This is a genomic window from Opitutaceae bacterium (genome assembly GCA_015075305.1).
Classification (GTDB): domain Bacteria; phylum Verrucomicrobiota; class Verrucomicrobiia; order Opitutales; family Opitutaceae; genus UBA6669.
This window is the reverse complement of sequence record JABTUS010000008.1, coordinates 62,759-85,181: the sequence shown is the minus strand read 5'-3', so window position 1 is coordinate 85,181 and position 22,423 is coordinate 62,759. Positions and strand designations below refer to the sequence as shown.

The 22,423-nt window shown below is 57.6% G+C and carries 18 protein-coding genes and 1 tRNA gene; 8 read left to right on the top strand and 11 right to left on the bottom strand.

The genetic code is table 11. The features are described 5' to 3' along the window. Nucleotides 1–8: 8 nt before the first annotated feature. On the bottom strand, nt 9–305 hold the full coding sequence (locus HS122_15570; protein ID MBE7539813.1) for a co-chaperone GroES: 297 nt from the start codon (nt 303–305) through the stop codon (nt 9–11). Nucleotides 306–404: 99 nt separating this feature from the next. Then, on the bottom strand, nt 405–2,354 hold the full coding sequence (gene dnaK, locus HS122_15565; GenBank protein MBE7539812.1) for a molecular chaperone DnaK: 1,950 nt from the start codon (nt 2,352–2,354) through the stop codon (nt 405–407). A gap of 265 nt (nt 2,355–2,619) precedes the next feature. Here dnaK and HS122_15560 point away from each other — a divergent pair, with 265 nt between their 5' ends. Further along, nucleotides 2,620–3,258 (top strand): LON peptidase substrate-binding domain-containing protein, encoded by a 639-nt coding sequence (locus tag HS122_15560; protein MBE7539811.1) that lies wholly within the window; start codon nt 2,620–2,622, stop codon nt 3,256–3,258. A 31-nt stretch (nt 3,259–3,289) separates the two neighbouring features. Here the strand turns inward: HS122_15560 and HS122_15555 are convergent. Further along, nucleotides 3,290–3,364 (bottom strand) — tRNA-Thr (locus tag HS122_15555). 202 nt (nt 3,365–3,566) lie between these two features. On the opposite strand from HS122_15555, the gene queA reads away from it, so the two are divergent. Further along, nucleotides 3,567–4,646 (top strand): tRNA preQ1(34) S-adenosylmethionine ribosyltransferase-isomerase QueA, encoded by a 1,080-nt coding sequence (queA, locus tag HS122_15550; GenBank protein MBE7539810.1) that lies wholly within the window; start codon nt 3,567–3,569, stop codon nt 4,644–4,646. 74 nt (nt 4,647–4,720) lie between these two features. Here queA and HS122_15545 read toward each other — a convergent pair whose 3' ends face one another. From HS122_15545 to yjjJ, 4 genes are all read right to left on the bottom strand, one after another. After that, complete coding sequence (locus HS122_15545) at nt 4,721–5,107, bottom strand: hypothetical protein (GenBank protein ID MBE7539809.1); 387 nt, start codon at nt 5,105–5,107, stop codon at nt 4,721–4,723. A gap of 62 nt (nt 5,108–5,169) precedes the next feature. Continuing rightward, complete coding sequence (locus tag HS122_15540) at nt 5,170–5,409, bottom strand: type II toxin-antitoxin system HicA family toxin (protein ID MBE7539808.1); 240 nt, start codon at nt 5,407–5,409, stop codon at nt 5,170–5,172. Next, a complete protein-coding gene (locus tag HS122_15535; protein ID MBE7539807.1) occupies nt 5,406–5,609 on the bottom strand; it encodes a 2-phospho-L-lactate guanylyltransferase in 204 nt (67 codons plus the stop codon). Before HS122_15535 ends, HS122_15540 begins: the two co-directional genes overlap by 4 nt. Nucleotides 5,610–6,102: 493 nt before the next feature. Further along, entirely contained in the window at nt 6,103–7,488 is a 1,386-nt protein-coding gene (gene yjjJ / locus HS122_15530; GenBank protein ID MBE7539806.1) for a type II toxin-antitoxin system HipA family toxin YjjJ, read from the bottom strand. Between the two features lie 942 nt (nt 7,489–8,430). Here yjjJ and HS122_15525 point away from each other — a divergent pair. The 5 genes from HS122_15525 (at nt 8,431) to HS122_15505 (ending at nt 16,546) form a co-directional block, all read left to right on the top strand. Beyond that, nucleotides 8,431–8,976, top strand: coding sequence for a hypothetical protein (locus HS122_15525; GenBank protein ID MBE7539805.1), 546 nt, complete (start codon nt 8,431–8,433; stop codon nt 8,974–8,976). Between the two features lie 18 nt (nt 8,977–8,994). Then, the gene (locus HS122_15520; GenBank protein ID MBE7539804.1) at nt 8,995–15,228 is read left to right on the top strand and encodes an RHS repeat-associated core domain-containing protein; all 6,234 of its coding nucleotides are present in this window, start codon (nt 8,995–8,997) and stop codon (nt 15,226–15,228) included. Further along, a complete protein-coding gene (locus tag HS122_15515) occupies nt 15,228–15,614 on the top strand; it encodes a hypothetical protein (protein MBE7539803.1) in 387 nt (128 codons plus the stop codon). Before HS122_15520 ends, HS122_15515 begins: the two co-directional genes overlap by 1 nt. Further along, nucleotides 15,611–15,994: an enhanced serine sensitivity protein SseB C-terminal domain-containing protein gene (locus tag HS122_15510; GenBank protein ID MBE7539802.1), complete on the top strand. Its 384-nt coding sequence runs from the start codon at nt 15,611–15,613 to the stop codon at nt 15,992–15,994. Before HS122_15515 ends, HS122_15510 begins: the two co-directional genes overlap by 4 nt. Nucleotides 15,995–16,078: 84 nt before the next feature. After that, the gene (locus HS122_15505) at nt 16,079–16,546 is read left to right on the top strand and encodes a hypothetical protein (protein MBE7539801.1); all 468 of its coding nucleotides are present in this window, start codon (nt 16,079–16,081) and stop codon (nt 16,544–16,546) included. 168 nt (nt 16,547–16,714) lie between these two features. Here the strand turns inward: HS122_15505 and HS122_15500 are convergent, their stop codons facing one another. Both HS122_15500 and HS122_15495 read right to left on the bottom strand, forming a co-directional pair. Beyond that, nucleotides 16,715–17,026, bottom strand: coding sequence for a hypothetical protein (locus HS122_15500; GenBank protein ID MBE7539800.1), 312 nt, complete (start codon nt 17,024–17,026; stop codon nt 16,715–16,717). 380 nt (nt 17,027–17,406) lie between these two features. Next, nucleotides 17,407–17,592 carry a hypothetical protein gene (locus tag HS122_15495; GenBank protein ID MBE7539799.1) on the bottom strand — a complete coding sequence of 62 codons (186 nt, stop codon included), beginning with the start codon at nt 17,590–17,592 and terminating at the stop codon, nt 17,407–17,409. A 1,183-nt stretch (nt 17,593–18,775) separates the two neighbouring features. Here HS122_15495 and HS122_15490 point away from each other — a divergent pair. After that, nucleotides 18,776–19,225 carry a hypothetical protein gene (locus HS122_15490; protein ID MBE7539798.1) on the top strand — a complete coding sequence of 150 codons (450 nt, stop codon included), beginning with the start codon at nt 18,776–18,778 and terminating at the stop codon, nt 19,223–19,225. A 1,097-nt stretch (nt 19,226–20,322) separates the two neighbouring features. Here HS122_15490 and HS122_15485 read toward each other — a convergent pair. Further along, the gene (locus HS122_15485; GenBank protein MBE7539797.1) at nt 20,323–21,438 is read right to left on the bottom strand and encodes an IS630 family transposase; all 1,116 of its coding nucleotides are present in this window, start codon (nt 21,436–21,438) and stop codon (nt 20,323–20,325) included. A gap of 112 nt (nt 21,439–21,550) precedes the next feature. Next, entirely contained in the window at nt 21,551–22,312 is a 762-nt protein-coding gene (locus HS122_15480) for an SDR family oxidoreductase (GenBank protein ID MBE7539796.1), read from the bottom strand. Nucleotides 22,313–22,423 lie beyond the last annotated feature (111 nt).

Genomic DNA, 22,423 nt, shown 5'->3' with positions numbered 1-22,423 from the left:
GTGAATCCTCAGGCGATCACGCCAAGGATGTCGTCTTCACGGACCAGGGTGAACTTTTCATTTTCGATCTTCACCTCAGTGCCGCCGTACTTGCTGATCAGGACCTTGTCACCGACCTTCACCTCGAAGGCGACGACATTGCCCTTTTCATCCTTCTTGCCCGTGCCGAGAGCGATCACTTCGGCCTCCTGCGGCTTTTCCTTGGCGGAATCCGGGATGATGATGCCTCCACGGACCTGCTCCTTTTCTTCGATGTGCTTCACGAGCACGCGATCGCCGATCGGCTTGATTTTGACTTTTGCCATATGAGTATTCTTGGGATGGATTGTGTGTATTCGAGCGAGGAGCGTCGGTTGCCGTGCAACACACGGCAACCCTCGCGCGCCCGCATCAGAAATTTGTGTCTACTTCTTGTCCTCGTCGACGACCTCAAAGTCGGCGTCGACAACGTTGGCCTTCTTTTCCGTTTTCTTGCCCTCGTCGGAGGACGCGGCGCCTGCAGCGGCTCCTGATGCGCCCTGTGCAGCGTCCGCACCCGGAGCGGCGCCTGCCGCCGCAGCCGCGGCATAAAGGTCGGCACCCACCTTGGAGAGGTTCTCCATGGCTGCCTTCATCTTGTCGGCATCGTCGGACTCGAGTGCCTTCTTTGCCTCACCAATGGCCGCTTCGATCGCGGTCTTCTTGTCGGCTGGCACCTTGTCGCCCGCCTCCTTGAGCGTCTTCTCGAGCTGGTAGGTGATGCTGTCGAGCTGATTCTTGGTCTCGACCGATTCCTTGCGTTTGCGATCGGATTCGGCGTTGAGCTCCGCTTCCTTCGTCATGCGCTCGACTTCCTCTTTCGAGAGTCCGGAGGAGCCCTGGATGGTAATCTTCTGATCCTTGCCGGTGCCAAGATCCTTTGCGGACACGTGGAGAATGCCGTTTGCGTCGATGTCGAACGTGACCTCGACCTGCGGCACTCCGCGCGGCGCCGGCGGGATGCCGTCGAGACGGAAGGTTCCAAGCGTCTTGTTGTCGCGCGACATCGGACGCTCACCCTGCAGGACGACGATCTCCACCGACGGCTGATTGTCGGAATAAGTGGAAAACACCTGCGTCTTCTTGGATGGAATCGTCGTATTGCGCGAAATCATCGCCGTCGAGACACCGCCCGCGGTCTCAATGCCGAGTGTCAGCGGAGTGACATCGAGCAGGAGGACATCACGGACGTCGCCCTTGAGCACGCCACCTTGGATGGCGGCGCCGACGGCAACAACCTCGTCGGGATTGACTCCCTGGTGAGGCGGTTTTCCGCCGAGCTGACGGGCGATTTCCACAACCTTCGGCATGCGGGTCATGCCTCCGACCAGGACGAGTTCGTCGATCTTGTCGTTGGCGAGATCCGCATCCTTCAGGCAGCTTTTGAACGGGGGAATGCAGCGCTGGAAAAGGGGATCGCAGATCTGCTCCATTTTCGAGCGGCTGAGGGACACGGTCAGATGCTTCGGACCTGTCGCATCCGCCGTGATGAAGGGCAGATTGATGTCGTAGCTCTGAGTCGATGAAAGCGCGATCTTGGCTTTCTCAGCCTCTTCCTTCAAACGCTGAAGCGCCATCGGATCCTTGCGCAGATCGATGCCGTTTTCCTTCTGAAAGGTTTCAACCAGCCAGGTGATCAGTGCTTCGTCCCAGTTGTCGCCGCCAAGATGAGTGTCACCGTTGGTGGCCTTTACCTCGAACACACCGTCGCCGATCTCGAGGATCGACACGTCGAACGTTCCGCCGCCCAGATCGAATACGGCGATCTTTTCGTCCTTTTTCTTGTCGAGCCCGTACGCCAGCGACGCCGCCGTGGGCTCGTTGATGATGCGCAGCACTTCAAGACCCGCAATCTTGCCCGCATCCTTCGTGGCCTGGCGCTGCGAATCATTGAAATAGGCCGGAACCGTGATGACTGTCTGGGTGATCTTCTCACCAAGATAGGCTTCGGCATCGGCCTTCAGTTTACCCAGGACAAACGCGGAAATCTGCTGCGGCGCAAACTGCTCGGACTTGTCCCCGACCTGCACTTCGATATACGCGTCGCTATTCTTGCCCTCCACAACCTTGAAGGGAAAATTCTTGGACTCCTCACGGGTCTCTGAGAACTTGCGGCCAATCAAGCGTTTCGCGGAAAAAATGGTGTTCTTGGGATTGGTGACGGCCTGGCGCTTCGCTGCCTGGCCAACCAGCCGCTCGCCCGATTTTGTGAAGGCCACCACTGATGGTGTCGTGCGTGCACCTTCGGCATTGGGAATCACCACGGGCTCGCCGCCTTCCATGACGGCCATGCAGGAGTTGGTGGTTCCAAGATCGATACCTAAAATTCGGCTCATGCACTCTGATCAGCAATGGGCATTCCTCAATTTTGCATATCAAATCAATGCGCTGCACATCAATAACTTAAAAAATTGATCGTCGCCCTGCATTTTGATCGCAACCACGTGCGGCGCGTCAGTAAGTCACAGTTTGTGACAGGATCATTCAGGAATCCTGTGACGAGGCACAGGAGTGTCACACCTTGCGTGTCGCGCCCAAACCGCATATAAACAGGCGAAATCAATGGAGGCTGAAATTCTGGTTCCAGACGAAATCGCAGTCATGGCGCTTCGGGACGTCGCATTCTTTCCCCAAGCTCTCCTGCCGCTTCACATTTTTGAGGAGCGCTATCGATTGATGCTCAAGAGTGTTCTGGCGACCCATCGGCTCTTTGCTGTCGCTGGCATCGATCCCAACAATACCTCCGGTGAGCCTGAACCCCTGCACAAAGTAGCCAGTGTCGGAATCGTCAGGGCATGTCAGGAGAACGAGAACGGAACATCCAATCTCCTGCTTCAGGGATTGACCCGTATCGAAATCATAGAAACGACCAGACATCAACCGTTTCGGCACATCCGCATCAGACCTTTGTCGAGCGTGGACGGCGCTGCCCCGAGGGAAAACAAGCGGCTCTGCGCCCGGGTCGAACGGTTGCTGTCCATCCGCCAGCACCTGAACGGCGAGCCGCACAGCAATTTCGCCCAGTTTCTCCAGACTGTTGATGACCCGGAGATCTTTGTGGACATCGCGGCCTTCAATCTCTGCGAAAACGCAGCCGTCAAACAGACCCTTCTGGAAACCCTCGACGTCAACCAGCGCCTTCAATTGTTTTCACATCAGCTTCGCGGCGAAATCGCAGCCATAAAGCTCCGCAAGCGCCTGCAGGGCAGCCTGCCCGACGACGCCATCGGGAACAATTGAACCGGGCTTCAATCAGCCCGCGCTCCCAAGCTGGAGCCGATGGTCGGGATTGAACCGACGACCCACGCTTTACGAAAGCGTTGCTCTACCACTGAGCTACATCGGCGAAACCGGGTCAGCCACCCGTCCTAAAACGGGCGAAGGGTATTAGGTGCCCGCTTCCGCCCGCAGCAAGCAATTTCGTCACACAGCATGACGCCGGCCGGGAGGCCGGGAATTGAGTGGTGCGTCTTCCCGATGGCACGCCTTGCGGTTGAATTGAGCGCCAATCCAGTCTGTCGTTTCCCGCTTCAATCGTGACACCACCGCTGGCCACCGACCTTTTTGACTACTCACTTCCGCCGGACCTGATCGCACAGACTCCGGCCGCGAGGCGCGACCAGTCTCGCCTACTCGTTGTCGACCGCGGGCGACACACAATCTCCCACCATGTCTTCTCGGATCTGCCGGCGTTCCTGCGGCAGGGAGATTGCCTGATCCGCAACTCCGCCGCTGTTCTGCCCGCGCGGCTGCTCGCAAAACGCACGGGGGGCGGGGCGTGCGAGTGCCTGCTCCTGCGCCCCACTCAGGAAAACAACACCTGGTGGTGCCTGCTTCGCCCGGGAAAGAAGCTGCCGATCGGCGCGCATTTCTCCCGCGAAGGCGGCTTTGCGGCAACGGTTCTGGAAAAGGATGCCGAAGGCTGCGCCCGGGTCCGGTTTGAAACGGAAGGTGCCGAATCGATTGTCTCGGTCGCAAACCGCCTCGGTGCGGTTCCACTTCCTCCCTATATCAACCGGGACGACCCCGAAGGCAGTTCGCGGGAAACGGACCTGCAGCGCTATCAAACCGTCTACGCCCGCTTGGATCGGCAGGTCGCCGTTGCCGCGCCAACAGCCGGACTGCATTTCACGCCGGAGCTGCTTGCCTCGCTTCACCAATCCGGCGTGCACACCACCGATGTCACGCTCCACGTTGGCCTGGGCACGTTCAAGCCGATCTCGACTCCCACCGTGGAGGAACACGCCATTCACCGCGAAACCTATGAAATGCCCACGGACGCACAGGCGCGCATCTTCCACCCCGGTGACGGGCGTCGAGTCGCGGTCGGCACGACATCAGTGCGATGCATCGAGGATTTTCTCCGCAAACACCCGGAGCCTCTTCCGCCCTTTCAAACCTTCACTGGCGAGGCCTCTCTCTTCATCCATCCGCCACGGACATTCTCCGGAGTCGACGCGCTCATCACGAATTTTCATCAGCCCCGCTCGACGCTGCTCTGCCTCGTGGCCGCATTCCTCGCCCCCGGCTCGGTCGATGGCATTCCCTTCCTCCACGAGATCTATGTCGAGGCGATCACAAGGAAATACCGGTTTCTCAGCTACGGCGACGCGATGCTCATCCTCTGAGGCGCGGGATTCTTTCGGTCGTCGCCAAGTTGGAGTCCGCTCAGCAGAGGAGCGTGGAATGCACGCACCTCCTCCTACCTGGTTTCCATTCGCTTCAGGGCTGCCTTGGCAGCCTCGCTTAGGCGGATATCCGCACTTGTCATGTAAGGCTCGATCAATGTCCGGTCTTCCTTTCCACCGGCCAGTCCAAGGGTGGCGATTGCCGAAGCTTTCAGCATGATGCCCGAGTTGGACGCGTCGAGAAACCGGCGCGCATCCAAAGCCGCTGTGGCCGGATCATACTCTGCCAGAAGCTGAACGACGGCTCGTTTCAACGTTTCAGATTCGCCCTGGCTTTTGAGGTGCTCACGAAATCGATCTCGGATCAATTCAACGGAAACCAAGTTTGGACGCGCCTCCTGCAGGCGCACCAATCCCAGCGCTACTTCCACAGGATGCTCCCCCTGCAGCCGGCTCCACAAAAAATCCACTCCCGTCTTCTGGAAACACCGTGCCGCGGGACAGGATCGCAGATTTGCGGCCGTCAGAGCGTGGCGAGGATGTCCTCCCGCGTGATACCCTTGGCGACAGCGACCTCGCGCAGGATGGCGTTGAGCGTGCCGATGCGCAGCGGCTTGTGATTGGGCACCGAGACGCGGTGATGCCGCGGGGTCTCCGTCTGCAAAATGATGTGGCTGCCGACCTCGTTGACCTTCGTGTAAGCCCACCGGGCGCAGAGCACGCGCGCCAGATCGCGGCCGCAAAGATCGCGCGGCAACCTCATGCGAGCACTTCGTCCCGGACCAGATGCAGGCGCAGCACCTTCGGGGCGGGACGGTCGAAGTAAAACGCCGTCACCGCCTCGCGCACGTTGGCGCGCAACCCCTCCCAGGTGTCGGCCTGCGTGATGATGCTTTCACCGAGGGCCTCGGCGACGTAGCCGCCATCGGCCTCCTGGGTGATTTGGAAAACGAGTTCGTTCATGGCGGACATTTTACGGTGCGGATGCCGGTACGGCAAGCGCCGTGTCCGCCCGCCCGACCAGATGGCATCTGGCGTGGACCTCGTTCAACTGGGTGATCGTCACCTCGGCATAGATCGTGGTCGTCTCCAGGCTCCGTTAGGCTCCTCTACGCCAAACCTTATCGGCGCTTCGGTGCTGCCCACGATGTCCCAACACCGCGGCCCCCCCATTTTGAGAAATTCGGGACTCGGTAACACGGCTTTGCAGTTCGCTGCCTACGCTTGAAGACGCCGTTTCCGGCCGCCAGCCAAGGCTCGCTTTGGGCTGCCCGTCAGGCTTTGCCGGGCGGAACGGTTCCCGCAGGGTGTCCATTGAGACTTTCCCTCGCTCCTTCCCTCTCCTTTTCCTCTCGTTTTCTATTTTGGGCGCTTTCGGGTTTCATCGGGCTCTTGCTGGCGTCATGGGACAGGCTCTAGAAAAGACCGAAGCCCCTATCCCATCCAATCCAATGGTCTAAACGAAGCGTTCCATCAATCGCCGCAGTGCCAACAAGTTCGCCTGAGCGATGGCGCGAAATGAAGGGGCAAGCCCTGCGTCCGCCCCGGCCCGCTCCCAGAATCCCGCAGCCGCAGTGGCTGCATCGGGCCAAACGTCCAGGACCGAAGCAAGTGGAGGACGGGGGAAAAACGCCCGCTCAGATAAGTCGCCCTGAGACCCTGGCGCATAGAGCATGGGCAGCATGTCGTAGAACCGCGTGAGCGTAAAAGGCCGCTTCTCGCCAAACCAAAAACTCGCGTTGGCGCGGTGCATGTCGGTGTTGGCAATGAGATCACCGAAGCACCAGATCCAGCGAAGGGAGCGGGCTTCAGCAGCGGAAATCCAACCTTCTCCTTCAAGCAATGACGCTGCGACCGACCAATCCGCGGACGGCTGAGCAAGAAATGCGTCCTCGAGGGCGCCGAGCGAAATCATCCCGCGACGGCCGCAGGCGTTGATCCGGTCGAAACGTTCAACTTCAAGAAAGCGACGACCGCCGGCGTCGATGATTTCAGTGCGCGCGGCAATGATGCCGCGCGCACGCATCGTTTCGGATGCGAGATGTTCGCACCGAAGCAAATCAGCCCAGCGCTGTGAAACCGGTGAAGGGTCTGCGGACGAAAACTTGACCAGCACGGATTGGAACTGGCCGGGTTGCCGGGAAACATGGGTCAGGAACTTCGGTTGTTCTCCGCCTGCGGAAGAACCGATCAACTCTCCTCGCTGCGCCGCCGCCGCCTGCTCCGGATACACTCGAGAACGATCGTCGTTTGCGACGGCCGTGGTCGACACATTTTCAGCGCTCCGATGGGCACGTTCCATCGCGCGGTCGCCCACAATCATATCCCCGGGCAAATCATGACCGTCAGTCAGAAAATACGAAAGCACATCATCGTCATTCCATTGGCGGAGATCGGTCGGAGCTCCCTGACGCGCAGCAAAATCGCGCGCAATCGCGCGACCGAGATAGCCTTGAGGTCGAACTTCCTGCAGGAAAAAAGGCAGACCGGAAAACAGGCCGTCGGGATAATCCGCCTGCATCCACGCGGGCGCAGGACCTTGCGGAATAAAACGGAAACCGCCGTGCAACGCACGCAGTTGTCCCCAGACTCGCGGACGACCGTCCGCATCCAAGCGATAGACCGGCCATTGATCGCCAAAATTGCGGACCACGCGCCTCAACAAATACCGTGAACTGCGGGCTGCGCCCACGCGTTCGATGGAAGAACCGAGGCGTTTGATCAGCCGCGTCACAGTAGGTTCACTCACACCCATCGCCTCGGCCAATGCCCTGCCCGAAAGCGCTCCACGGACTTGGAGAATAAGTGTGAGCTGCCTGGGATCTGGAATAGGCCGAGCCATTTAGTGAAAGGATATCAAACACGATACTTTTTATGTTACTCGCTTTATGTCAATTGTTTCCTATGTTCCAATCATTTTTAATGAAATGATTTATTAGAGAATATTCATCAAGCAGTTGTCGATTTTCCAACCGACACCTCAACGCGCAGTATACGTGTCCCCCCAGCTCTGTAACGCAAGTTTGCGAGCTGACCAAGCCACGCCACAGACGGCTCGGCAGTTTCGCCAGCTGGCTCACTTAGCGCTCTACGCTCAGCCAAGACTACCAGCACGATCACGGGAACGCGCTCATCAGGATCGATGTAGGAAAGTGGGTTGTTCCGCATCCCCAAGTAGGGATTTCCGTCGGGGAGTAACGATCCATCCACCGAAGGGATGTCAGGCTCCGGCAAATCCAATTCGAGAGAGTCCTGTGCGCGACGGCGTAGATTGCGATGTGTGTGTCTTCACCCCAACCCCCACCACGCTCCAAACCCGATCCTTCAGACCACTGTCGCTCCCACCCTGACCAAATCCACTCCCGTCTTCAGGAAACACCATGACGTGGGACACAACTCCTGGTTTCGGCTCCGCCGAATTTAGGATTTACACTTCCTTTACAAGCGCATAAGTGTTTGAAGGACAGTATATAAAAGTGCGTGCTTCAGGGTTTATTTTTGCATTGGAATCATTTTCGGCAACCACCCAAAAATTTGTAGAATATATCATATTAACTGACAATGCGTTGAATCCAGAAAGGCCTCAAGTTGAGAAATCGCATCCTGATTGTGAGCGGTCACCAGAAGTGAAAACAAAATTTGAAACCTTTCCGCGAAACGGCGGTCGCAGGACAATTCCAGCGCCGTCTTCGGAGCCCGACCTTCCGGCCGACTGCTCCATTATTTATAATACGTCTATGCGACGTTCACATAGTGCAATAACCGGAATGATCCCAATATGAACATGAAAACTTTTCTATCATCACTGTCTCTTGCGGCCATGATCCTGGCAGCTTCATGTGCAATATCCGGACGTGCGGATGCTCAGGAGGCAAAACGGGATCATTTCAGGGATCTAAATGAGATCGCCGAGGCGTTTTCGCTTGGGCGGCCGGAGCTCGCCTTGGGCAAACTTGACACATTTCTCGCTGGATCTAAATCTGCCAGGAACCCTGTTCTCCGGCGTCTTGATCTGCTGCAAGACGTTGCGGTGATCCTCCTCGCCGGGGAGAAGTCGGGACTTCCCGAGGTAGCCGCTGAGCTGAGGAAGATTCCACTGGGGCAGGCGGACAAGTTGGTGACGGCCGATGCGTGGGCACAAGTCGGAGAGATTGAAGAAAGGCTGCTGGACGACTTCGAGGCCGCAAAGGCCTCCTATCGGAATGCGTTGATGAATTCCGCCGACAACGCGCGTGCAAAAAGGGGATTGGAGCGAATGGCTTCGCGTGAGCAGCTTTCGCTCAGGTTCCAGCGAGAGCAGGAAGCCATGAGGGCTGGTCGTATCAACTAGCAGAATCGACCTGTTGTCATGCCTACGCTATACCGTTGGGTGCGGCTGCATGCCGCAGTTTGCGCTTTTCTATGTGGATTGACCTCCTGGGGGCAATTGAACCAAGAGGGACTGTATGTGCCGGTTGAAATCGGGATAAATTATACTGCGTCCATCGGTACAACGCCACTTTCCCCGGCAGAAGTCTTTGTCGTGCTTGGCTCCAGTTCGCTCTATGACAATGCGCCCAAGGCGGGATACTATTTCGCGGGAAATTTGTACGCATCCATCAAGCCCGGAAAGGAATATTATATCAGCAGCAGTGGCTCCAGCATCGACTCCAGTGAGCTTCGTGTAAACGTGACATCCGGGTGGAGGGTCTTGATTGATGAAGTTGAGCAAAGAAGGGTGGTTGTCCCAGGTCTCGGTGCGCTCCTCAAATTCCGCATCGAACGTGACACGCAACTCGCGATGGGCGAGTCCACGGAATTGCGTGCCGGGCGCGTGATTTGGGAGCTTGGTGTTGGCTCGCTTAGAGGCGGAGGCAGCGCAGGCAACATTTCATTGCGCGAATCGGGGATATCCGCGCTCACCTTCAAGCCTGACGTACTGGACTACGACTGTGATGAAACCGTGGTCGAAATTTACCGTCCAGGCGGTATCTTGCGGCAGATTCTTTCGGACCAGTGTCTGGTGGATATCGATGCCTTGAATGGGTGGACATACTACATTCGGTTTTACCAGAGGATTGATGTGGGCTCAAAGTCAGGTTCGCTTTGGCAGGTTGTGCCTGGAGCGCAACCCATATACGAATATACGGTCACCAATCCTGATCATCCTGCGTTGAATCGAGTGCGGATCACCAAGACCACCAAACAGAATGGATACTCCAAGACTTGGTGGACTGAACTCGTGAAGACCGGCTCCACGCCGACATGGACGGCTACTGATTGGACCGACACGTCGCTCGGCACAGTCGGCGCTTCAAAGCGTGAGTGGGTGATGGCCGGCTTCGACCGGGATGAAACTCTGGTGGTAAAGAGTGGTACAGGGGCAATCGCCAGCAACACCAGGACGCTTTCCACCAATTACTTTTGGGGGGATTCAGTTACTCAACAAACGCTTGGAGACGGGCTGGCAAATCCCGAAACGACAACCTATGCGTACGACAGCACGGGAACGAGCGGCGTTGGCAAAATGACGTCGATTGTCAAATCGTCCGGTGAGTGGACGAAGTATGAGTATTACACCGATACCGCTCGACGCGGAATGGTCCACCGCACGTATGAGCCCTATTTGAATTCACCTTCAACGCCTGCCGGTGCCTCCCCTTTCGTGGGAAAAGTCCAGGAGTTTGACTATGTTTCGGATTGGACGGGGCTTTCGACTCTTCCGAGTTCGATAGTTACAAAGATCAACGACGTTCAGGTGGGTAAAACGTTGATTGCATATGTTAATGAAACGAAGAATGGTCAGCCACTGCGAGTCGCGACCCGGAAGGATTATTCAGATGCGACAAATTATGTCCAGACGGTGACCAAGACGTACCGGGAGGATGCCGATGAGCTATATCATCGACTGCCGGGGAAGATTCACTCCGTCATCCGTCCGGACGGCACCATGCGGGTGACTTTATATGTGAGAGGAAATGTCGGCAATCCGACTTATAGGGAATTCATACCAGACCCCAGCGGATCGCTGTGGCGGGAAATCAGCTATGAAGGCACCAGCGTTTCAACAGGGGGAGTTCTGACCACTTCAATATCATTCGGTGCATTCGGAACCCTGTCGACGGAATCGAATTTCTATCTGGTTCCCGGGCGTTCGGTTTCCGAAAGCACCACTTTTGCCGCGTATGGACGCCCTCTTTGGCGTGAGAAGCAGATTTACACCTCAAGTGGTTGGGTCTCCATTGAATTCTCAGAGTCGTATTTCGCGTCCACAGACACGGTGTTTCCAACGCATTCATACCTCTTCTATGGAGCCGGAAATCCACTGGGGGTGATTGCTTCCTACGAATGGAAGGCTGGCCAGCTTGATGCGAAGGTCGATGCAACCGGCGCCCGTTTTGAATATGCCTACGACAATGGGGGGCGGTTGGTGCGGGAGGCCAGAAAAGCAAAGTCTGGTCAGCCGCAGGCCGGGGAACAGTGGCGGTTGCTGACACTTGACGGTGCGGGCAGGGTGCTGACTGAAAGACTGCAAAACGGAGCCGGAGCCTCGGGTGGAGATATAGTCAAATCTTTCGCTTATGACACCGCCGGGCGGCTCACGGGCAGCACTGAGCCCGGACCCTCGGGTGGCCTGACCAGCACGATTACACATGGTTATGGAGGCAATCCGCGGATAGCGCGCATCGTCTATCCGGGTGGTGGCGATCGGATCACTGAGGTCAATCTGGATGGAACGCTGGCCGGCATTACCGGCTCCGCGCAAGTGCCGCAACACATTAGCTATTCAGTCGAAACGGGTGGCATTCAGGTCCGGCAAAGCCGTCAGTCTGGTGCTTCTCCGGGGGTAGGTTGGTCGGAAATGCGTTTCGACTGGCTCGGACGGACAGTCGGGCAGACACTGCCCAACACGGGCGGCGGCACCATCAGAGAAAGTTTCAATTACAATGCCGCGGGCCAATTGGGCTCCAGAATAATACAGAACGGCTTTGGCGCAACTCAGTTGTCCCCCTATTTGTTCGTCTATGACTCCATGGGGGGACTGTTGCGAGAAGGGCTCGATTTGAACGAAGACGGGACGTTGACCAGCGCTTCAGCGTCGAACGATCGCGTTACTGAATATCAGGTCGACACCGTATACGATGGCGGCGCATGGTGGACACAGAAGGACACGAAAGTCTATTACGATTACTCTTCAGCCGCTTCCAGTCGCGTCTCCCGAAGCCGGGTTCGCCTGACAGGCCTGAGCGCGACATTGCTCGCCGAAGTGAGGGTGATTGACGGCAATAACAATGTGCTTGCAACCACGACCACAGTGGTGCCTTCCACCGCGACGATCACCACCGAAAGCCAGATCCCAGGTTCGACCACGAGTTCCCGCAAGATCGAGCAGAACGGCTTTCCAAAAGAGGAACGCAGCAGCCGGGGAGAGGTTGTAAGTTTTGCGTACGACGCCTTTGGCAGACCGGTCTCGACACAGGGACGATCGAACGTCAAGGAAGACAGGGTATATTATGATGGCACACGTTTCATCAAAAACCTGAGAAATCAGTATCTTCATCCCGGTGTTATTGGTTCGGAATGGCAGGAGTTCGTCTATGACGCGGCCGGCCGGGTTTCAGAGCACAAGGTGAACGACAACGGCGATTGGAAGTCGGCGTATTATAGCTATTCGACGCAAGGGAAATTGAATCGGCAGTGGGGGCCCCGAGTCGAGCCGGTCGAATATTCATACGACAGCTATGGACGATTGAGCGCGCAGACCACCTACCGAAGCGGAGTCCACTTTGAAAGTTCAAGCTGGCCTGGCAGTCCCCCCACTGGGGATCTTACCCAATGGCAGTACGACGATCCGACCAACCTCTTGATCAGCAAGACCGACGCGAAACTGAAGGCGGTGGCCTACACGTATGACGCATTGAATCGTGTTGCCACTCGCACTTGGGCGAGAGGAGCCACCACCACCTACACCTATCGGAGTTCATACGGGCAGAGGACGGGAGAGATCGAGTCCAGGAGCTATGCGGGTGACCCCGCCGGCCTTGGCACCGCGACGGTCACATACGCCTATGCGAGGGATGGGCGTGTGGGTCAGATCGATGATGGCATGGGGCAAAGGCTGTTCAGCTATCGTTCTGTCGATCGCTTACTCGAATCCGAGCTTCTGCCGACCACATTTGGCTTGGATGCATCGTCGAACAAACGGACGCTGACCTACAAATATGACGGCACGATACCGGGCCGGTTCCGGGGCTATCAGTTGGGTTTCAATGGTGATGATCGCAGCTTGAGGGTCACGTACGGGTTTGACACCGGCACCGGACGAATCTCCACGATCGACGCCGCCTGGCGTTATGGATTGAACGATTCGCAGCAAACCTCGACCACCAGCTACACCTACGAGCCGGGCTCCAGTTTGGTGAAAACTGTGACACAGGGAAACCTTGTGAAGACGGCCACTTGGCAGAACTGGCGCAACCTGCAGGACAATATCGCTTACGCCTGGTCCGGCGCATCCCGCGCCGAATTTACCTATGACTACGACTGGCTTGAGCGCCGGGTGGGCGAAAAAGTGCGAGGCACTCTGGCGAGCGATTTTTCCTATCCGAACGGCTACAGGGACTGGAACAGCTATTCGTTCAGGAACTTTTTGGACGGGCTCGAGCGGCGGCATCTGGATGCGAGCGGAGCGCCAGTCGGAGCATTCGACACAACCCGGCAACGGGACTGGACCTACGACGGGCAGGGCAACCGAACGCAGGAAGTGCGGACAGCAGGCACTTCCACCTTTTCGCCCAATGAGGTAAATCAATACACGGGTGTCACCGGGTGGGGAGCCGAGGCATTTACCCACGATTTTGACGGGAACCTGACATCCGACAATATCTGGAGCTACTATTACGACGGTGAGAACCGGCTCGCCTGGATGGTAAAAAAGGACAACTCCCAGAACATCCAGTTTGGGTACGATTATGCCGGGCGGCGCTCACAGAAGGTGATTCGTAGCGGAGCCACCCTCGCCGGTGTCATTCTTCTCAATGTAAAGCTGGTATATCAAGGCTGGCGTCTTCTCGCCGAAATAAGCGGTCCGATGCCTGCTGACAGCATCATACGTTCCTACGTCTGGGGACTGGACAACACCAACTCAGTGGGGGGAGGCGGCGGTGTTGGCGGATTGTTGCAGATCAATGCGGCGGGTGTTTCCGGAGGAACCTTCCTGGTGATTTCGAGTGCAAACGGAAACGTCCGCGGATTGATCGACCGCAGCACCGGTGCCCTGTCCGCACGGTACGATTACAGCTCCTTTGGAGAACTGATCGCATTGGGTGGTGATCCCATCGCGTCGGACAATCCATTTCGATTTGCGAGCAAGTATGTGGATTACGAGAGTGGACTGGCGGACTACAATCATCGGGTTTACAATGCGCGAACCGGCCGTTTCCTGACCAGAGACCCCATCGAGGAACTGGGGGGTGCAAATCTTTATGCGTATGCAAACAATGACCCTGCGGGATCCTGGGATTATTTAGGCCTGTACGCAAAGGATGCGGATGGAAGCGGCGAGGAGCCGCGCAAGTTGCCCGCTGTCACGGTCGAAACCACTCGTTATAAGGAAAAGGTTTACGGCACTGCCGGGGGCGGGCCCGGTGCAGGCGGGCCGGGGCTGGGCCTTGGGCTTCTGGGACCAACCATACTCAACTTCACCGATAATGGCGAGACTGTTGTAATGGAAACCTTTATAGTCACCGCACCCAGGGAGGTTGGAAAGACGTATAGTAACCATCGCGGCACATACCGTGTTACAAGTGCTCGCATGAGGGCTGATGGCTTCATGCTTTACACTGGAATTTGGATTTCCACGATAGCAGATCAAGTTCTCAGCGATATTCAGGCTGACCTTTCGGGGAGCCTGCAAGAGGCGGCCGAGGCAAGTTTGAAAGATACGCTCAACGGAGCAACCAAGACAGGCACTGGCGGCCCAAACAATCCAGGGACGATCAGTGCGTATCGCGATCCGGGTGCCGATTGGGGTATAGAAGGAGGCAAAGCCTTTCTGCGTGGATTCGGGAATACGCTCAGCGCACTCGGTTCGGCGATAGCGCACCCGATTGATGCTTACCGCAGTTTCACAACCATCCGAGAGCCACTGACGCCTTACGGTAGCAAGCTGGATAATTTCCTGCTCTCTACGAAAATGAAGCTGCAAAGCCCTTACGGCCGCGGCTCGTTGATGGCGGACATCGCAGTTATGAGAGGCGCGTCTCTTGCCGGGCCAACAGTCAGCGCATTCCGTGGTGGATTAGCGGGTGAAGGCACGCAGCTCTTCCGGGTTTTTGGAGATGAGGCCAGAGGTCTGGGGCAATATTATACGACGACCAATCCCGGCGCGGTCGCCAACTTCCGCGAGACGGCTGGTTTGTTCCCGGGTAATTCGGGGCAGTTTCTTTTGCAGGGGACGCTGAATAATACTGAAGGGGTTATCTTCCGGTCGGCTGCACCTGGTCCCGGAGGAGTCGGTGGCGGCCTGCCTGAAGTGTTTGTGCCAAGGCCGGGAACACAAATTAACATCACGAACGTTTCCGGGGTTAATCCGCCGTTTTGATGAACAAGCCACCGGATTTTTTTCTGTCGTCTGCTGGCGAATATAAACCGCTCAGTGTGCCCCGAGCATGCTGGACAAGGGAGAGGCTTCGCGATCAAGCGCGGGACGACCACATGCTCATTGAGATCGAGCCACCGCTGATCGGTCAGAGTTTTGGCCGTGGCGGTGAGGACATCACACGCCTCATTATATCAACAAGGCACCAAGGCGAAACGCTCTTTCCAATTACGACTTGGCCGGCCTCTGTCTATGTCGCCCGGATCTTAGATGAGAACGTCATTGAGGCCCGCATGTTCAAACGCGAGCAGGTCGAATTGATCGCGTGGGCGATGATTTTTAGCACACGCGATGAAGCTGCTGTTCAGGCCGATAAACTGGCCCAATGATGTCGTGGTTGAAACCTTCCACTCGTAGTATGCAGCACCCGCAGGAAATCCGCGTGCCGCAGGTGCAATTTCTGAGCGAGCAAGATGGGCCGGCAGAGCAGTTGCTGAAAGTCCGCTTGGCAGAGTTTTTCCAAAAGGATCGGAGCGTGCATGCTGCATACCTGGCGCGAGTGGATATTGGCGGGCAAACTAGCGTGGCACTTTGCCTCAAGACGCAGTTTGGCCCGGATAGAGGTCTGGCCGAAAAGATCGGGGCCATCTTCAAGACCATCTTTAACGCTCAGGTTCATCTCGATATTATGTTCCCCAGCGCAACCCAGGAAACCGAGCTGACCAAGGTGTGTAAGCCGTTTTTCTTAGCGCCGGAAAACTTGGGTTAGCCGTTCACAACGTCGTCAATGATCCAAGCGGCACACGCCGCGCCAGCGCCGAGCCGCTGTCACGTCGTCTGCTTCCTCCTCCGCTTGCGCTCCGTCCGGTGGAGTCCTGCCCCGCCGGGGGCGGCGTGTGCGCGAAGTGTCGCGCACGAACGCGGCGCGGCTGAGGTCGCGGCGCAGCTCGCCGCCTACGGCGTCGAGTGCGCACGCGTCCTGTTTCCGCACGGCCAGGACGCGTGCGCCTACGCGCTCACCGTCACTCCGCCCGAGAAATCCCTCGGCGTCGTGCTCCGCGCCGCGTTGCCGTTCGGCGAAATGGGTAAGGGCAAAGTGTCGGCCGACGTGTCGTCACACGGCACGCGCGCGCCTTCTTCTTTAGCTGCTGAAGCGGCTAAAGCTGCCGACGTGCGCGCGGCCGAAATCGCCGCGCCGGTTCCGCCGGCGGAGCCGCAGAAGGCGGCTAGATGTTACCGATTTTTTTCTGATCACAAAATTTGCCGAACTGAGCGTGTAAGGATATTCTTGGATTGGCCGGACTGGCATCGCAATTCGTAGCCGAATAGCCGCGCTGTGGTCGCAGGCTGCGATGGAGTTGAGCGGAGGAGGTGTGGGCGGAGTAAAAATCCGGCCCGGTCACGGACCAGCCAAAGGGGTCAAACCTGAATGGCGCTAAGTTAAGCCCCGAGGGGGAGCGATCCAGTGATGGTTGCGAGAAGGGAAGCATTATTTGAGGGCACGAGAAGCAGATACGCGGAAGATGTGACGAGGTTTGGTGAGGAACTGGTAGTTTTTCGGTCGGCGCTTTTTTGCCCGTGGTTCGGAGCGACCGGGGCGGAAGGGGACGAGATCGGAGATGATGCGATCAATCAGTTCCTGCTTCAAATGACGCAGGAGTCGCCTGCGTGTCGCAAGTGGTGCCCAGCTCATGAGAAGATCGAGGGTGCCCTTGAAACTGAGGCGCGCCACGGGAATCTGGCCGGTCAATGCGCCCTTGAGCATGAGTGCGCGGATCAGATTGTAGGCGATGGCGTGCATCCAAAGCCCTCGCTCGACTGTGGCGGGGAAAGCCCGCGAAGAACATCCAGTCCGAGATTGGTCTTGATCTGGCGGTAGTGCACTGATGTGCCAGCGCTGCATGTACAATGCCGCGATGGCGTGATCGGAAACGCAGAGCGATCCAACAGAGAGGTGGCGATTGTCATGGTTTGTGTGCGGTATCCGCGACAGGGTGCTTTGAGCGGACAAGGCGCACGGTGATCTGACCGGGCATGCGCTGGAGGCGCTCGAGGAAACCCCTTGGATTTCGGTCCGCGCTTGAAGTTTCGCACCAGCTGCCGCAGCCGTTGCGAATGGTCTTGCGAGAACCATGAAGGCGGATGACGGTCGACCCTTCTGCGCAGCAGCTCGGAAGAAACTCATAGCCGCAGTAGAGGCGGTCGGCGGAGGACATTCCCGGGCTTGAGATGGTGGGTGATCATTCTGGCCAGCGTGAGCTCATGGGTCTTCCATGTTGCGTAGGCGAAAGTGATCAGGTGACCGCTGTGAAGGCAGAACAACCCGACAAACTTTCCGAGAGGAAAGCCGCAGCCTTCTTCTGGCATCCGGGATAGTCAAACTGGCGGGCGTTTTCGGCTGAATCAGGCATCGAGAAACAGGACCCGTCCATGATGCGCACGGTGCGTCCGAGCCAGTCGCCGGGAGTGCGGGGAGTGAACCATCGGTTGACTGATGCGAACAGCGACTGAAGCCATGAGAGATCAAGGGACTGGCGAGCCCGGCGGTAGGCGCTGGTGTTGTCCGAAGGCCGGCGGCGCTCGCGCCACCATGGCGGCCTGAAGGCGAATCAAGGCGGCCCGGCATGAATCACCGCGCCTGAGCACCTGGGCGAGAAAGGCCCAGAAGATGTCCACTCTTCCGAACTGACGCCTGCGGCTGCCCGGGCCTTTTTCAGAGAAACAAGCAGACCTGGGAAAAGGATCCGAACAGAGCGGACAGGCCGCCCGTGTCACCGGCTGAACTGGCGGCCTGCCGGAGGCAGGCAAAGGGGCGCAGAGCGCCCGCAGGGAGGGGAAATAGAGTCGTTTGCATGTGGCCGTATATAGACAGTCCTGTGTTGACTTTGTTCCCCTCGATCGCCAACAGTTCCTCGATGCCCCTCGATTGACAGACTGGAACAACGCTACGCCCAGCTTCAGGCCGAACTCGCAGCCCTCGGGTCCCCTCAGCCAAGGTTCAGTTTACCGACGCCCCCAGGCCGGCACGGAAATCGTTTCCACCCTGGTCAACAAAAGTGAACGCAAAGACAGTCAGCCTCGCATTGTCAGAGGAACAGGCCGACTGGTTTGATCAAGCCATTGCCGAACACCGCCGTCTCAAAAAATCCTCGCGAAATGTACAGGCTATCCCGTCAAATCATGCGCGCTCGCTTCCTGGATCCAGTCCGCCGCAAACCTCTCAACAAAAAGTTTTACGCCTTATCTAAGCGCCATTCGGGTCAAACCTCACCTTTCGCACAAGCTAGCCCGACTTCGCCAATTGGAGTGATGAATTGACGATTTTCGGGTCGTGTTGGTGTTTGAGGGTCTGCGAAGCAGGGGTGGATTTTTCAAAAGGGTGTATAGGAGTCCTTCCTGAATTGGTTGAATCTCGCGGAAAACTTGGCGAGGTGTTTCTCCACCTCGTGGAGAAAGTTTCCTCGTATGATCGCAAGCGGGTCGACAAATTGCGGGCCGCCCGTGAAGCGAAAGGCCCGGGCTGGGCTACGACGTCTTCCTGCTTTCTCCCATGCAGGGGTCGCTGATGCCGTCGGCGCCGGTTTCGACGCGGCTGGCGCGCGTGTCGAGCACGATCCTCGTCACGCGTCCCGCCGGCGGCGATGGTCTGACGGATGGGCTGCGCGCCGTAGGCATGGTCCCTGACAGTCACTTCATGGGACATCTGCACATCCGTGTTTTGGATGAGCAACAGCACGTTGCCGGTAAGCTGGCGCGCATCCGTCGGGGTGCGTTCGTAATCGCACTCGATCAGCAAGGCCGGATCATCCGTTCGGCCGCGAGGAAGGGCATAAAGGGTCAGTCTTTACCTTCTGCATTGAGGGTGCGTTCGAAAAACGAGAGGATGGAAGATAGCGGGCAAGGCGAAGATGGAGTACGGGGGCGCGTGCTTTCTTGCTATCAGCTGAGGCAACAGCAGGAAGTGCATGTTCAAGGACGACGAGGCGAAGCGAGCGTTTGAGGAGAGCCTGGCAGCGGCGTGATCAGGATGGGATGGGTGGCGCACGGCTGGGTTGCGATGGGAAGCCATTGTGGTATTGCGGTCGACACACCGTGCGGAAATCTGCAGTAGAGGATGCAGTAGCTGCAAACCACCGTTTCAACGAGATTCAACCGGTTCTGGAAGGAGAACGGGACGTCTTCCAAGGCGGGTGAAAGGCGATTGTGGCCGAGCCGGGAGAGGCGCTGTTCACTCCGACTTTTGTGAGCAAATAGGCAAGCCCACCCGTTCCAGATCCTTTTCCACGTTCGTCACCCTCCAAGGCTTCTCGAGTTTCAACAGCTGGCGGTAATGCTCGTTGACGGTTTCTTCCATCCACACAAATTAACTGCCCAGACCCTTACCCACAACAAAACGTGAAGAACCCAAGATTAAGAAATTTGGGGATCGTGGGGGCGGATAAATGAAAACAAAAAATCAGTCGGTATACTTAGTACAACATTCCCGCGACTTGGATAACGGCGCTGAGGACGTGAAAATTATCGGTGTGTTTAGCACTGAGGGCCGTGCCAAAACCGCAGTGAGACTCGTTGAGAAAGCTCCTGGTTTTCGTAAGTACACGGCTGGCTTCCATATTGATCGTTATCCGTTAGACCAAGAGTTTTGGAGCGAGGGGTTTTCCTCCGAGGCCAACTTGGATGAGTCCAAAACTCTCGTGAAGCGGAGACGTCGGAAACCTTGACAAGACACCGTTGGCAACCGCTACGCGCCGCAAGGGCGTCCAAACTACTCTATTGAACGATTGCGGAATGACTAAACTTGGGAGCGACAATGCGCGATTGGAATGGGCTTCAGAGTGGCCTGTATTGGGGATTGAGTGAGGGCGAGCAATCTCGTTGCGAAGGCGGGAAGACGCCCGGAAAATCGTTTCAACTTATGCTTGAAGATGCATTGAGGGTCAGGTTGGCGCCACACATGGAGCACATTTCTGATAAAAACTCATCCGCTGGCTTCGATCCTACTGGTTCTCCAGCGCCCCTCTATCGCAGATCCTGCCTGTCCTGGCCCGCTCCCATGCTCATTCCTAGTGTTCTGTCGCGGAAATGACTATACATATATCATGCGGCCTTCTTGCGCGGCTTTCGCCGGGTGCAACCGGGCTGGATGGCCTCGAGCCGGCGACGACAGCGTTCGATCCTGGCAAGGATGTCCTCCGCCTTGGCGGTCCAAACAAATGGCGTGGGCTCCTGGTTCCATTGCTCGATGAAGCGGGTGATCGAGTTGATCAGATCGGGAACACTGGAGAAGCTGCCGCGACGCACCGCCTTGCCGGTGAGTTCGGCAAACCAGCGCTCCACCAGATTGAGCCAGCTCGAACTGGTGGGAATGAAGTGCAGTTTGAAGCGTGGACGCCGGGCGAGCCAGCGCTGCACCCGCTCGTGTTTGTGGGTGCCGTAATTGTCGACGATAAGATGGAGCTCGTCCGCCTCGGCATATTCCGCGTCGATTTGTCGCAGGAACTTCAGGAACTCGATGTGCCGGTGGCGCGGGAAGCAGTGGCCGCTGATCTTGCCGGCGGCCACGTTCAATGCGGCAAACAGCGTGGTCGTGCCATGGCGCACGTAGTCGTGCGTCCAGGTGCCGCAGCGACCGCGCTTCAGCGGCAGGCCTGGTTGCGTGCGATCCAGCGCCTGAATCTGGCTTTTCTCGTCCACGCAGAGCACCACCGCGTTTTGCGGTGGGTTGAGGTAAACGCCCACCACATCGAGCAGTTTGGGCACAAACTGTGGATCGCGGGAGAGTTTGAACGTCTCCTGTCGGTGCGGCTGCAACCCATGCTCCTGCCAGATACGCGCGACTGTGCTCGCATGCACGCCCTGCGCCTTCGCCAGGGTTCGCGCGCTCCAGTGCGTCCGCCCCGGCGGCTTCGTGTGCAGCGTCGCTTCGACGATCCTTTTCGCCAGCCCTCGGCGCGGCTTGCGCCCGCGGCCATTCGCCACGTCCCACAATCCTTGCGGACCTGCGGACACAAAGCGCTGGCGCCACAGCCGGCAGGTGTGCCGGTTCACCTCCAGCTCCTCCGCAATCGTGGCATCGTCCAGCCCTTCGGCCTTGCGCAAAATGATCCGGCAGCGCTTCACCACCTGCTGGGGCGTACCGTGCGCGCCCACCCAGCGCTCCAAAACGCCACGTTGGTCTGCCGTGACCGTCAGAATCGTCGGTTTCCTGCTCATGCTTGCAGGTTGAACGATAACGACTTTTAAGTCTAGTCATTTCAGCAACAGAACACTAGCCTCCCAAATTGGACACGCTTGTCCCAGCGTTCGTCAGCATTCCATGTTCGGTTCAGCGCAGGAGCGTGGAGCCGCCGTCGATGTCGTAGGCGGAGCCCGTGATGAAGGATGCCTCCGGCGAGCACAGGTAAACGGCAAGGCCGGCAATTTCCTGCGGCTCCCCCATCCGCCCGATCGGCTGCGCAGCGGCAAGCTTCGCGAACATCTCCGCCTCGCGGCCCGGATAATTCTTCGCGAGAAATCCGTCGACAAAGGGTGTGTGCACCCGCGCTGGGCAGATGCAGTTGCAGCGAATGCCCTGTGCGACAAAATCGCGCGCAACCGAAAGCGTCATGGTGAGCACCGCCCCTTTGGTCATGCTGTACGCGAAACGGTCGGCAAGGCCGACCTTGGATGCAATCGACGCCAGATTGAGGATCACTCCGCCCTTGCGCTCGATCAGTTTCGGCAGACCGAAGTGCAGGCAGTGGTAGACGCCCCGGATATTGACCGCATAGAGGCGATCGAGATCCTGTGGCGTCGTCGTGAGCGCATTGCCAATGTGGGCGATGCCGGCGTTGTTGACAAGAATGTCGAGCGCCGGAATCTGCGAAAACGCCGATCGCACGGACTCGGTGTCGGAAACATCGCAGGCGATCGCACGCGCCCGGCCCCCCTTCGAAACGATCGCACGCGCAACCTCACCGGCCGCATCACCGTTGAAATCGAGGAGCGTGACATCTGCTCCTTCCCCGGCAAATCGCTCGGCAATGGCGCGGCCAATGCCGGAGCCGGCTCCGGTGACAATTGCACTGAGAGAATTGAGGCGGGACATGCACCAAGGAAAACTCCGCCACGCCCGGACGTCACTGCCAAACAATCTTCGAATGAAATGAAATTCTTGGAAATTCTTTGTGTTCCATGGAAGAGAGTCGGTTTTGCTGTT